General features: G+C 67.4%; 8 protein-coding genes, 1 tRNA gene and 1 pseudogene. 5 read left to right on the top strand and 5 right to left on the bottom strand.

Annotated features, from left to right (window positions below):
• Positions 1-409 precede the first annotated feature (409 nt).
• The 5 genes from ACNSN7_RS10805 to ACNSN7_RS10785 all read right to left on the bottom strand — a co-directional run bounded on the left by ACNSN7_RS10805 (position 410) and on the right by ACNSN7_RS10785 (position 7689).
• A tRNA-Gly gene (locus ACNSN7_RS10805) sits at positions 410-480 on the bottom strand.
• 34 nt (positions 481-514) lie between these two features.
• Entirely contained in the window at positions 515-3115 is a 2601-nt protein-coding gene (locus tag ACNSN7_RS10800; RefSeq protein ID WP_418282292.1) for a methyl-accepting chemotaxis protein, read from the bottom strand.
• Between the two features lie 61 nt (positions 3116-3176).
• Entirely contained in the window at positions 3177-3809 is a 633-nt protein-coding gene (locus ACNSN7_RS10795) for a class I SAM-dependent methyltransferase (protein WP_418282291.1), read from the bottom strand.
• 68 nt (positions 3810-3877) lie between these two features.
• Positions 3878-5953, bottom strand: a complete 2076-nt coding sequence (locus tag ACNSN7_RS10790; RefSeq protein WP_418282290.1) for a type II secretion system F family protein — start codon at positions 5951-5953, stop codon at positions 3878-3880.
• Positions 5950-7689: a type II/IV secretion system ATPase subunit gene (locus ACNSN7_RS10785; RefSeq protein ID WP_418282289.1), complete on the bottom strand. Its 1740-nt coding sequence runs from the start codon at positions 7687-7689 to the stop codon at positions 5950-5952. Before ACNSN7_RS10785 ends, ACNSN7_RS10790 begins: the two co-directional genes overlap by 4 nt.
• 191 nt (positions 7690-7880) lie before the next feature.
• Between ACNSN7_RS10785 and ACNSN7_RS10780 the strand changes: the two genes are divergently transcribed.
• The 5 genes and pseudogenes from ACNSN7_RS10780 (at position 7881) to ACNSN7_RS10760 (ending at position 13808) form a co-directional block, all read left to right on the top strand.
• Positions 7881-8348 (top strand): DUF5793 family protein, encoded by a 468-nt coding sequence (locus ACNSN7_RS10780; RefSeq protein ID WP_418282288.1) that lies wholly within the window; start codon positions 7881-7883, stop codon positions 8346-8348.
• Positions 8347-8730: pseudogene (locus ACNSN7_RS10775) on the top strand (ThuA domain-containing protein); the annotation flags it as partial. The gene ACNSN7_RS10780 and the pseudogene ACNSN7_RS10775, both read left to right, overlap by 2 nt.
• Before the next feature lie 118 nt (positions 8731-8848).
• Positions 8849-10465: a potassium channel family protein gene (locus tag ACNSN7_RS10770; protein ID WP_418282287.1), complete on the top strand. Its 1617-nt coding sequence runs from the start codon at positions 8849-8851 to the stop codon at positions 10463-10465.
• 58 nt (positions 10466-10523) lie between these two features.
• The gene (locus tag ACNSN7_RS10765) at positions 10524-12404 is read left to right on the top strand and encodes a PINc/VapC family ATPase (RefSeq protein ID WP_418282286.1); all 1881 of its coding nucleotides are present in this window, start codon (positions 10524-10526) and stop codon (positions 12402-12404) included.
• 51 nt (positions 12405-12455) lie between these two features.
• On the top strand, positions 12456-13808 hold the full coding sequence (locus ACNSN7_RS10760; RefSeq protein WP_418282285.1) for a LolA family protein: 1353 nt from the start codon (positions 12456-12458) through the stop codon (positions 13806-13808).
• Positions 13809-13819: the final 11 nt, after the last annotated feature.

Raw genomic sequence — 13819 nt, 5'->3', positions numbered from 1 at the left:
ACGGGAGTGAGTATTGCAGTTCGTCGGTCGCGACATAGTATTTAAATGGCCGTGAGTAGCGGCGACGGACGCTTATAAACGAACGACGCGGTGGCGCGTGCCTCCGAGCGCCCACCAGGCGCGAGGAGCGCGCGCGAGGGAGTCAGGGGCGGTCGCCGAGCGGTTCCGGCGACCGCCCCTGACTCCCTCGCACGCGCCTCCGAGCGCCTACCGGGCGCTCGGAGGCGCGCAGGGCGAGAGCCTCGCTCTCGCCTGCAGCCGGCGCATCGCACCGGCGACGCCACCGCACAGTTCGTTTATAAGTGGCAGTCGCCGGCGCTCCTCGTTCGTGGTGTGCGGGAAGATGCGTCGGCCGGGAGTCCCGCGAGCGGAGCGAGTGGGACTCCGGCTGGCGCACGACCGACGGGAATGCGCCGGCCGGGATTTGAACCCGGGCCATGAGCTTGGAAGGCTCAGGTCCTACCACTAGACCACCGGCGCGCATGTGGACCGAAACGCCCCCGGAATAAGGACCTTACTCTTTGGTGTCGTCGCCGTCGGTCACCCCGGACCCCGAAGCAGCGCCGTCGTCACCCGCATTACCGACGGGTTCGGTGCCGTTCGTGTCGGCGGTGCCGTCGGGTCCCGTCAGCTCGACTCTCGCCTCGGCTCCGTTCCCGTCGGTGAGCGCGCTCCCGTTCGTCTCGGAACCGGAGCCGTGCTCCGACAGCGCCGACGACTTGTCGACCCACCCGAACGCCGACGCGTCGGGACCGCGTCCGTTCGACTCCGTCGTCTCGGTGTCCGCCTCCGCGGCCACACGCCCAGCGTCCGTTCCTTCGGTCGCGGTCTGGTCGGCTGTCTCATCGTCGGTCGCGGTCTGGTCGGCTATCTCATCGTCGACCGCCGCGCCGTCGATCCGGAAGTCGGCAACCGTCGCTCGGAGATCCTCGGCGCGATCGTTCAGATCGGCCGTGCGGGTCGAGACGGCGTCGAGGGTCGTCGCCTGCTCCTCGGCGGTGGAGGCGACGGTGGTCGCCTCGGCGGTGGTCTGCTGGCTGATGCCGGCGAGTTCGTCGACGGCACCGGCGACGTCGTTGACCGAGGCCGCCTGTGCGTCCATCGCACCGGATATCTCCTGGACGCCGTCGTCCGCCTCCGCGACGCGGATCGAGATGTCCTCGAGCGCGCCTTCGGCGGTTTCGACGGTCTCCACGCCGGAATCGACGCCATCGCGGATCGCCGCCATCTCCGCGACGCTCTCGTCGGTGCGCTCGCGCAGCTCCGCGATGATCTCCTCGACCTCCGCGGCGGACGCTTGGGTCTCCTCGGCCAGGCTCTTGACCTCCTCGGCGACGACCGCGAAGCCCGCTCCGGCCTCGCCTGCCCGCGCGGCCTCGATGGAGGCGTTCAACGCGAGCAGGTTCGTCTGGTCGGCGATCTCCGAGATCGTCTCGACGATCTTGTCGACTTCCTCCATCTCCGCTTCCAGCCGCCGGACCGTTTCGGAGGCGGACTCGGACCGGTCCTCGATGGTGTGGAGCTCCTCGACCGCATCGCCGGCCGCGTCGCGTCCCTCCTCGGTGAGTTCGTCCGCCTGCCGAGACGTCGTCGCGACCTGTTCCGCCGACGCCGCGACCTCCTCGATCGTCGCGGACATATCCTCCATCTCGCTTGCGACCGTCGAGAGCTGGCGGCTCTGTCGCTCCGCACCCGCCGATATCTCGTCGACCGCCTCGCTCGTCTGCTGGCCGGCCGCCGCCACCTCGTCCGTGTTCTCCGTGACGGTCGCGCTCTCCGCGGCGACCTCGTCGGCGAACGCGTCGACCTCCGCAACGGTGGCTTCGAGCTCGGCCATCGCGTCGTTGAACGCGTCCGCGACCTCCCGAAGCGCCTCGGGATCGTCCGGTTCCGGTTCCAATCGGGCGGTGAGGTCACCATCGGCGCACTCGCCCATCGTCTCGCCGAACGCCGCGGCGCGGGTTTCGAGACGGTCGGCGAACGCGTCGCTTTCCGCCTGCGCCTCCTCGGCGCGTCGCTGCTGGGCTTCCGCCGCCTCGATCTGCTCGCGCAGCGAGTCGCGCATCGCCGCGAACGAGCCGTACAGATCGCCGAGCTCGTCGCGGCGATCGGTCGCTAAGTCCACATCGAGGTCGCCGGACTCGAGCTGTCGGGCCCGAGTGCCGAGTCGGTTGAGCTCGACGACGGTGCCGCGTCCGAGCGTCGCACCGATCAGGCCGAGGCCGACCACCGCGACGCCGACGATGACGAGCAGGTTCCGGGCGACGTCACCCGACAGCGCGTACGCCTCCGACAGCGGGACGTGGACGGCGACCATCCAGTCCGCGGAGGGGACCGGCGCGTACGCGACGAGGTACTCCGCGTCGCCCGCGAACTCGAAGGTGGTCTCCGGATGGAAGCCGACGAACTCGAGCCCCTCGATCAGCCGGTTCCAGACGTCGTCGCCGTACCGGATGCCTTCGATCTCGCGTCTGTCGCTCGCCGCGACGTATCCGCTGCTGTCGACGACGGTCGTGAACGACCCGTCGGTCGGCCGGCGGAGCGTCTCGACCGTCGCCGAGAGGTCCATCTCCATCACGAGGTAGTTCCCGTCGGGCGTGGCGGTCACGTACGCGACGCGTCGATCGCCTTCCTCGCCGTACACGGGACTCTCGTACACGCTCCCACCGTACACGAGGTTGCGGTTGAGCCAGTCGCGCTCCTCGATCGAGGTGTCCGATCCGGGAACGCTCGTCGACAACAGTCGCTGGTCGTTCCGGTCGAGGTAATGGAACCCGACCACCTCCTCGGGTAACCCGACCAGCTGCGCGTCCAGATACCCGTCTATAACGTCCGGATCGTTCCGAAACATGTCGCTGTCCGCGGTGTCACGGACGTCGGATCGCCGCTCGCCCGCCCAGACGTCGAGCTGCGTTCCGCTCAGCTCGGCGATCGCTGTGTAGTCCTCCTGTGCGTTGGACTCGAGGTGGTCCGTCGTCTCCGCGTACGTGACCGCGCCGACTACACCGATCAACGCGACGACGAGACACAACGCGATCGTGAACTTCGCTAGATAGCTCCCGGCAACCGCGTCCGGGGCGACCCGTTGGAGAACCGTCCGTAACGATTTGCGCATTGATTCGACCGCGACGGTCCCGTCTCTTTAACGCTCCCATCCAAATATCAAAACCGATAATTCACGCCGACGGAGCCCGGACGACGCCGTAGCAGTTCCCGCTCGACACGTCGATGTCGACCGATTCGAGCTCGCTCTCGGCGATGTCCGCGGCGAACTCCTCCGGTGCGTAGATGTGATAGTATCGGGGAACGGTGTCGCCGCCCGGCAGCGTCCAGTCGACGGTCGTGTCGAACCCCGACTCCCGGTCGAACCGGTCGTGAGCCGTGCTCCACGCACTCACGAGGGCGACGCCGCCCGGTCGAAGGACCCGCGCGAGTTCGTTCAGGCTCCGAACGCGTCGCTCGCGAGGCGAGAGGTGATGGATCGTCGCGACGTACACGGCCAACTCGACGACGTCGTCGGCGAACGGGAGCCGCGCCGCGTCGCCGTGGACGAACGAGGCACGGTCGTCGTAGCCCCGCTCGACCGACCGCTTGCGGGCCTCCCGCAACAGCTCGCGGCTCACGTCGACGCCGACGACGCGTGTGGCGTGACCGCTCAACGACTCGGTGTGCCGCCCGTTCCCGCAGCCGACGTCGAGTGCCCGGCCGACGGACCGGTCGGTCAGGAACGACTCGACCTCCGGCCACGCGTACTCGCGCGTCTTCGAGAAGTGGGCGGCGATCCGGTCGTACGTCGACTGCGGGTCCATATCCCCACGTCGACGGCGACGAGTAAATACGCGGTGACCCCCGCCGACCCAACAGGGGGAAGCAACGGTCACAGGAGACCGATCGCGGTAAGCGTCACGGCGGCGAGTCCGAGGAGAACGACGGCGTGTTTCACCCCGTCGCGGATGGACCCCTCCCCGAGTTGTCCGGCGACGAGTCCTGAACAGACCGCCTGTATCGCCGCCGCATGGAAGAACAGCTGTTCGTACCCGAACACGGATATCTCGCCGACTCCCTCGGTGATCCCGCCGATTCCGCCGGGAACGTTGCCGGTGCCTCCCGAGATCGTGGCGTCCTCGATCGCCGGAATGAACGAGACGGAGAGCGCGACGACGATCCCGAGGAAGACGAGAAACGAGATGTAGATGACGATGAGATACGTGATCATCACTTGCTTTCGCTCCCGCTGGAGCCGCTGGGTTGCGCGCGCCTCGTCGGCAGCGATCCGGAGCACCGGCCCCAGATCGCCGCTGGCGTGCATCGCGTTCGTGACGAGCGTGACCATCCGCGACATCAGCGGCGACCTGACCCGGTGTTCCAGTCGCCGAAGCGCGGACTCGACGTCGGAACCCCACTGGACGTCCCGCCAGGTCCGCTCCAGTTCGGGCGTCAACGCGTCGAGATCCGACTCGGAGACCCGACGAACGCTATCGACTATCGACGTGCCCGCCTCGTTGATGCTGGCGAGGCGATCGAGGAAGTCGGGGACCGACCGCTCGATCCGCCTCGTCCGGTGTTTCCCGATCTCGTACACGATCGCGTACGAGGCCAGCACGAACCCCGTCGCGGCGACGATCTGTGTGTCGATCTGCGCGACCATCCGGGTCGCCGGGCCGACCGTGATCGGGAACGCGGAGACGATCACCCACAACAGCGCGATCGGACCGGTGAACACGAGGATCGCGTGCGGCGTTCGCAGAACGGTCTCGACGGGAGAACTCGCCCACTCGATCACCGTTCGGAGCCGGTCGTGTGCCGCCAACCGCTCGCGACTGTCGATCCAGCGGTCCGAAACGGTGCCGCCGTCCGGAAGCGTGAACCGCTCTCTGGTCGCCGGCTCGTCGTCGTAATCGACGGACTCGGTACCGCCGACGCCCTGCGTGACGCTGTCGACGTACACGATGAACCCGAACGTCGCCAGCGGAATCCCCAGATACACGACGACGCGTAACAGGGGAAGAGTGTCCTGCAACACGAGCCCGATGACGACGAGGATCGTGATGAAAAAGAGCGGTCCCGCGACCAGCGCGGTCACGTACGCCTCGGCGAACGCCGACAGCAGTTCGAGGTACTGCTGTTGTTTCGCCTCCGCCTCCTCCTGATAGCGCTGGTACTGATCGCTGAGGAACCCCGACAGCGACTGGCCGGAACCGAGCACGGACGCGAGGTTCTCGGAGAAGTCGGCGAGGTCCTCGCTCGGCGTTCGTCTCGCGGTCCGTTGAAGCGCGGTGAGCGAGTCGGTTCCGAACGTGTTCATGTCGCGGACCGCGACTGACAGCTCCGTGGCCGCCTCGCCGTACACGTCCTCGTTGTCCGCGAGCGTGGACAACACCTGTGGAAACGCCGTCCCCGAGCGGGAGAGCGCGTAGATGAACGCCACGGTTCGCGGGAGCGTCGCGTCGATCTCCGATGCACGGGCCATCGCGCGTTGGTCGAGCAGTTCCCACCGGGCGTAGTAGAACCCCGCCGCGAGCAGCGCCCCGACCGTCGCCGACGACCCCACGAGCAGGACGAACAGTTGTGGGGCGTCGATCGTCGTCAGTCGTGCGAGGCCGGCGAGAAACACCAGCGGCTCGGGGAGCACCGCGGCGATCGCCTCGCCTCCGACGCCGAGTGCGGCGAGCAGTGCCGCGGCGGCGTACACGCCGATGACGCTGCCGGCCACTCCGAGAACACCCGCATCGAGAAGCGTTCGGGACGCGTACACGCGATGCGTCTCACCGAGGTACGCCGCGCGCATCCGGGTCCGTTGCGACTCCCGTCTGGGACTGTGTTCGGCGACGTACTCGCCGAAGATCGACAGAGCGATCCGCGTCAACAGGAGATCGATCCGTGCGCTCACCGACCCGCCGAACACGAGGAGACAGAGCCCGATCGCGGCCGCGAGCGGAAGGTACACGATCATCCGTCGTCGACTCCCTCGTCATCGCCCGGCTCCACCGCTTCGCCGCCGGGCGACGCTTCGGATCCCTCGCCGCCGTCGCCCGAACTCCGGCCACGCCTCCCGACCGTCGTGTCGCGATCGAGATCGATCCCCGCCTCCTCGTGGAGGCGCTCCATCACGCGCTCGGGATCTGCGTAGTACTCGTTCACCAAGGCGGTGAACCGGCGGTAACCGCTCACGTCGAGGTCGATCAGCAGTTCCAGGAACCGTTCGCGCCGATCGATCTCTCGGAGCAGTTCGGTGCGGTTCCAGCCGTGCTCCGTTTGGATCTCCGCGAGGAGCTCGGAGTCGTTCCGCTGGAACTCGTCCGCTCCGGGATCCCACGTGAACGCCGACGAGTAGTCGAGCTCGCCGGTTCGACCGTCGATCTCTCCGATCTCTCCGATCACCTTCGCCCGTCTGAGCCGCTCGTTGTTCGAGCGGGTCAGCGTCTGGATCGACAGCATATCCAGCGACTGAACCATCGCACGCGGGACGTTGATGGGATCGTTTTCCAGTCGGTTGATCACCGTCTCGATCGAGTCGGCGTGCATCGTCGAGAACGTGGTGTGACCGGTGTTCATCGCCTGGAACAGGGTGACTGCCTCCTCGCCACGGACCTCGCCGACGATGATGTACTCGGGTCGGTGACGCAGCGCGGAGCGAAGCAGGTCGTACATGTCGACGTCGGTCCCCTCGTGGAGCCGCTCACGGGTGACCGAGGAGAGCCAGTTGTCGTGGTATAAGGAGAGCTCGCGAGTGTCCTCGATGGAGAGCACCTTCGCGCGCGGCGGAATGAACATCGACACCGCGTTCATCGACGTCGTCTTTCCGGACGCGGTGCCGCCCGCGAAGATGAGGCTCTTGTTGTGCTCGATACACAGCCAGAAGTACGCCATCTGTTCGATCGAGAACGTACCGTACTCGATCAGGTCGATCGGGGTGAACGGTTCCTCCGCGTACTGCCGGATCGTGAACGCGGAGCCGCGCGGCGTCACCTCCTTCCCGAGCGCAAGCTCCACGCGAGACCCGTCCGGCAGGGTCGTTCCGACGATGGGGTCGCCGACGGAGACGTGCCGCCCCGACCGCTGTGCGAGCCGGATGACGTAGTTGTCGAGCTCCCGCTCGCCGAAGGAGACGTTCGTCTCGATGTCGGTGTACTCGTCGTGGTACACGAAGATCGGGAGATCGTAGCCGTCACACGAGACGTCCTCGATGTGCCGGTCGTTGAGCAGCGGGTCGACCTTTCCGTATCCCCGGAAGTCGCGGTGGAGGTAGTACAGCAGGGCGTGAAACGTCGACATCCCCGCATCGACGGCGTACTGCTCCAACAGCGTCTCCAGCTCCGAACGGAGCGTCGCCTCGTCGACACCCCTCGTATCGCTGTACAACAAGGGATCGCGGATGTCCTCGCTAACGCGGTTCAACAGCGTCCGCTCGAACTCGTCGAGGTCGGGCTCGACGGCGTAGTACCGGTGTTCGCTCTCCGCGTCGTCGTGAGTGATGACGACGTAGGCGTACGGCGCGTTCACCCAGTACCGGTCCACCTCCCGTTCGCCGTCCGGTGCGGTAAAGGACGCGAGCGGACCGTCCTCGCCCGGCCTGAACGGTCGCACGTCGATGTCGGCACCCTGCAGCATCTCCCACGTTCGCTTGAGTCGTCGCCGGAGCACGGCTATCGACCCCCTATCCTCACCCGTCAGTACGTCCCCCGACATCGATGGTTACGCGACGGTACGTCCCCGCCCGACTTAAATGGCGTCCGACAGCGTCACCCGTCGCCGCCGCTCCGGTCGAATCGGCCGGATCGACGCCCTCGGCCGGCGGCGGCGACCACCCCGAGAGCGAGGCGCGTCGCCCGTACGGGCGTTACGTTCATACCCGACGGTCCCGAACAGTCAGGTAGCCAATGCGGCGCGACTACTTCGATCTCACCGTCGAGGGCGTTTCGGACGACGCCGACGACCCGATGATGCCGCTGGTCCGTATCGACTTCCACGGGCCGGAGGGACTGTTACGGGAACGACTGTCGAACGCCGACGGGAAGCTCCTGTCGGCGGCCGAGATCGACGTCGCCCTTCGACTCCGCGAGCCGCTTTCGGACGGGCACGACATCGAGGGCGTCGTCGGAGTCACCAACCGGTTTACCGGCGACTTCGTGCTCGAACTCAACGAGACCGCCGCCGACGTCCTCCCCTTCATTCGTGCCGCACGCGAGTACGGCGACGCGACCGACGACGAGGCCCGCTATCGCGTCGAGATCGATATCGACGGCGAGCGGCTCGTGAGCTACGACAAGGGAACGTTCCTCGTGTACGACCACGAGGGGAACCTGCTGCGCGGCGAGAGCCTCATTCCTTCCGGCGTCGAGCTGTGAGGCCGCCGAGACGGAGCGGCTGTGGGTCGTCGAGCCGGGCCACCCGATCGCCGACGGGATCGGCGAGTTCATCGAGGTCGCCGAGGCGGAGATGTACGGCGAACGCTTCGACATCCCGCAGCCGGACACGCTCGTCTTCACCTCGTGGTTCGAGGGCGACGAGGTGTTCCGATCCGGCTGCTGTTACCACCGCGGCGACGGGAAGGTGTTCTACTTCCGACCCGGCCACGAGACGTACCCCGTCTACTACAACGAGGACGTCCGACACGTGCTTCGAAACGGCGTCGAGTGGGCCGCCCCCGGCGACGGGCCAACGCCCGAGTTCGGCAACGCCGATCCGATCGAGGAGATCGATTCGAGCGACGATCGGACCGTTCACTGAGTCTCACCTCCGCCGGATCCGTTCCCGATCCGCACCTCCCCGCCGGATCCGTTCCCGATCCGCACCTCCGAGGGCCGTGACGGCGGAGGATTATTAGTGTACGTCGAATAGGGCCGATATGGAGCGATGGCAGCGACGAGCGGCGAAAACGATAGGCGGGCTCGTCGTCCTCACGCTCGTCGCCTCGGTGGCGTATCACTACGTGATGATCGTCTTCGAGGGACGCACCGCCAGCTACGTTCACTCCACGCAGGTCGTCGTCGAGACGTTCACCGGCACCGGCTACGGGTCGGACTCTCCGTGGGAGTCGCCGGTGGCGAACCTCTTCGTCATTGCGTTGGACATGTCGACGTTCCTGATCCTGTTCATCGTGCTCCCGTACGTGTTCCAACCGATCCTGGAAGAGCGGCTCTCGCCGACGCCGCCACAGTCGACGACGCAGTCCGATCACGTCGTCCTCGCCTGCGAGGTCACGTCCCACGTCGAGCGACTCGTCGACGAGTTCGAGGCGCGCAGCGTGGAGTACGTGGTCCTCGCCGAGAACGAGCGAGCGATTCTGGATCTCATGGAGGACGGCGCGGCCGTGGTCCACGGGGACCCGACGTCGGCGGCGGCGCTCCAACGGGCGAACGTGGCACGCGCCGCGGCGGTCGTCGTGGCCGTCGAGGACGCGCACGCGCCGAGTAGCGTCCTCGCGATCCGGGAACGCGCGCCGGACGTGCTGGTGGTCGCTCAGTGTCAGGACCCCTCGCTGGAACGCTCGCTCGAACACGCCGGCGCGGACAGAGTGATGTTGCCGCGCCAGCTGCTCGGACGCCGGCTGGCCGACCGAGTGCGATCCGAACTCGATCCGCGGGTGAGCGACGTCGTCTCGCTCGGCGAGGAGTTCGCCGTCGTCGAGGCGACGATCGACGAGGAGAGTCCGATCCACGGCAGTACGATCGCCGAGAGCGGTTTGCTCGAGAACGAGGCGGTCACGATGGTCGGCGTGTGGGTCGACGACGATTTCGTACGGGACCCCGCGCCGGAGACGCGACTCGACCGGAGCGTCACGCTGATCCTCGCCGGAGTCAAATCGGAGCTACGCCAGGTCGAGGCCCGGACGCGACCCGGATCGCGGGCGGACGGATCGGTCGTCATCGCCGGGTTCGGGGAGGTTGGCTCCGCGGTTCACGACCGGCTCACGAACGTCGGGTTCGACTGTACGGTCGTCGATCTTCAGCAGGACGCGGCGGACGTCGTGGGTGATGCGACGGACGAGGAGACGCTCCGGGAAGCAGGCGTCGAGAACGCGGAGGCGTTCGTCGTCGCGCTGGCGGACGACGACGATGCCGTGCTGGCCGTTCTCCACGCGCGGGCGCTACAGGAGGGCCTCCACATCGCCGCACGAATGAACGAGCGACACACCAAATCGAAGGCCCGGCGGGCCGGTGCGGACTACGTGCTCGCGGTTCCGGACATCGCCGGGCGGCTGGTCGCGCTGAACGTCCTCCGGGAGGCGGTGCTTTCCTACGATCGGCAGGTCGAGATCGTGAGCGTCGACGCCGAGGAACTCCCGGGCCGCAGCTTGGATGGACTCTCCGTCCAGGAGCTGGGATGTCTCCTCGTCGCGGTCGAACGCGACGGCACGTTCCTTACCGACGTTCCGATCGAGTCGACCCTGGAACCGGGAGACAGCGTGTTGATAGCGGGTAACGACGAGGCGATCGATGCCCTCCGATCGACGCTCGACTGACGGACCGAGCTCCACCCCGGTCGAACACCCTTATACCGTTCCCGCACCCACTCCGGGTATGAACGTAGTACCGGACACCAGTGCGGTCGTCGACGGCCGCGTGTCCGAACGCGTCGAGGACGGCGGCTACGAGGGGGCGACGGTGCTCGTCCCGGAGGCCGTGGTCGGCGAACTGGAGTCGCAGGCGAACGACGGGCTCGACTCGGGCTGGGACGGGCTCTCGGAGCTCCAGCGGCTCGCGGAGTACGCCGACGATGGACGAATATCCATCGAATACGTCGGGGAGCGCCCCGAGTCCGGCTCGAAGGACCGAGCCGGTGAAGGCGAGATAGACGCGATCATCCGCGACGTCGCCGACGAACACGGCGCGACCCTCCTCACGAGCGACATCGTCCAGGCGGAGGTCGGGAGGGCGAAGGGCCTCGACGTCGAGTACGTGGAGCCGGTGACCCGCGGGGTCGTCGACGAGCTCCCGATCGAGGACCTGTTCACCGAGGAGACGATGTCCGTCCACCTCAAGTCCGGAACGCTGCCGAAGGCGAAACGCGGCTCGCTCGGCGAGATGCGCTACGAGGCGATCGACGACGAACCGACGAGCGAGGAGCGGATGAACGAGTGGGCGACCGCCATCGTCAACCTCGCGCGGAGCTCGAACGAGGGGTTCGTCGAGCTCTCGGACGACGGGATGGACATCGTCCAGTACCGTAACTACCGGATCGCGGTCGCGCGACCCCCGTTCGCGGACGGGATCGAGATCACGGCGGTCAGACCGATCGCGAAGACGACGCTCGACGACTACGAGTTCGCCGACGAGCTCCGCGAGCGCTTCCTCGAACGGAAACGCGGCGTGCTCATCTCCGGCTCGCCGGGTGCCGGGAAGTCGACGTTCGCACAGGCGGTCGCGGAGTTCCTCAACGACAACGACTACGCGGTCAAGACGATGGAGAAGCCGCGCGACTTACAGGTCGGTCCGGAGATCACCCAGTACGGCGCGCTCGGCGGCGAGATGGAGAACACCGCCGACGCCCTCCTGTTGGTCCGCCCCGACTACACCATCTACGACGAGGTCCGGAAGACGAACGACTTCGAGGTGTTCTCGGACATGCGGATGGCCGGCGTCGGGATGGTCGGCGTCGTCCACGCGTCCCGCGCGATCGACGCGCTCCAGCGGCTCGTCGGCCGCGTCGAACTCGGGATGATCCCCCAGATCGTCGACACCGTCGTGTACATCGAGGCGGGGGAGGTCCACACCGTCTACGACGTCCGGACGGAGGTGAAGGTGCCGGCGGGACTCACCGCCGAGGACCTCGCTCGCCCGGTCATCCAGGTGACGAACTTCGCGACGGGGAAGCCGGAGTACGAGATATACACGTTCAATCGGCAGGTCGTCACCGTCCCCCTCGACGAGGACGAGGACGACGACTCGGAGACGGGGGTCGGCCGCATCGCCAAACAGGAGATCGAACGCGAGATCCGGTCGGTCGCGCAGGGACACGTCGACGTCGACCTCACGGGCCAAAACGACGCCGTCGTCTACGTCGGGGAGCACGACATCGCGTCGGTCATCGGGAAGGGCGGCGGACGCATCACCGACATCGAGAACCGTCTCGGGATCGACATCGACGTCCGGACCCACGACGAGCGACCCGGCGGCCGCGGCGGAGACCGAGGCGAGGCCGGCTCGTCCGACACCGGCGGCGAGGTCGGCGAGGAACGCGGCGAGGTCGTCCAGCCGGAGATCACCTCCCGCCACGTCGTCATCGGCGTCGGCGGCGGCGTGGGCGAGACCGTCGAAGTGCGCGCTAACGGCGAGTACCTCTTCACCGCCACGGTCGGTCGCGGCGGCGAGGTACAGGTGTCTCGCGGCTCCGCCATCGCCGAGGAACTGGAGGACGCCATCGACCGCAAACAGCGAATCACCGTCGTTCCGGCACGGTGACCCGACGACCCGGTCAGGATTTATAAGTAAACGTCCCAACAAGATCGGGTAATGGCGTTCGACTCCGTTCAGCCTCGCCGACTGACCGTCGTACTCGCCGTGGTCGCGTTCGCGACCGTCGGCGGTGTCGCGGTCGTCGACCAGTTCAGCTCGGAGCCGGACCCCGACCCGGACGCGCTCGTCTCCAACGTCGTCGACGCCGACGGCGCGACCGTCGAGACGATGCGAGCAACCCGCGAGTTCGAGCTTCGGACGACGACCGGGGCGTCCGCCTCCGCTGACGCGTCCGCCTCCGCTGACGCGTCCGCCTCCGCCGACGCCACCGAGACGGACGGGACGGCCTCACCGACGATCGAGACGATCTCGGAGGTGTGGCTGGACCCGCCGAACCGGTCCCGCGAGGAGGTGATCGTCGACACGGGCCCGACCACCGACGCGGGCGACGTGATCGTCATCAACGGAAGCGTCCGGCAACACTACTTCTCGGACGACGAGCAGCTGTTGTACGTCGACGACAACGACTGGTCCGTCCCGCGGTCGTGGGGGGCCGACCGCGTCGACGAGTTCGACGCCGAGTACCTTCGATCGGAGCCGGTTGACGGGCGCGAGACACACGTCGTCGAGCTACGCCCGTCCGATCCGAGCGAGGCGGGGGCGATCACGCTGCTCGTCGGCGACGAGGAGTTCGAGGTGGCCGTCGCAGAGACCGCCGAAGGCGAACCCGGGACGCTCCACTCGGGAACGACGACGTGGTGGATCGACGCGGAGACGGGCTACCCGGTCCGTGAGCGGATCGAACTGCGGGACGCGCCTGGCGCGGAGTCAACCGACCCAACCGAGTCGTCCGGGCGGAACGCGTCGGACGGTTCGACGGCTTCGAGCGACGACGTTCGGGTCCGAACGCTGACGACGACGTACACCAACGTCCGGTTCGACGAGCCGATCCCCGACGAGCGGTTCACGTTCGATCCCCCCGAGGGGACGGACGTGTACGAGCCGATCGAGTCGATCGACGTCGAGAGCGTCGCGGACGCCGACGAGGCCCTCCCCTTCGCCGTGCCCGAGCCGGACGTGCCGGACCGGTTCGCGTTCGGCGGCGTCAACGCCAACGAGTTCCGCGGCGATCTCACCGTCGAGTTCTACTACCGGACCGACGACGACCCCGTCGAGGACGTGTGGGTTCGCGTCACGGAGCGGCCGCCGATGCACGAAGCCGGCACCTCGGAGATCGTTGACGACGGCGTCGCTCCCTTCGACGGTGTGGTGGTCGAGACGTTCCTCGGAACGACGTACGCCTGGGAGTGTGACGGCGTGACCCGCGAGGTGAGCGTCGATCTCGCGGACGACGACTCGGAGCGCGCGTTGGCGACGGAGCTCGCCGAATCGATGGGCTGTCCCTCCTGAGACCAGTAGCC

It is taken from the genome of Halorubrum rarum (assembly GCF_048380895.1).
Taxonomy (GTDB): Archaea; Halobacteriota; Halobacteria; order Halobacteriales; family Haloferacaceae; genus Halorubrum.
The sequence above is the reverse complement of the archived record's forward strand: the minus strand, read 5'-3'. Positions and strand labels throughout refer to the sequence as shown.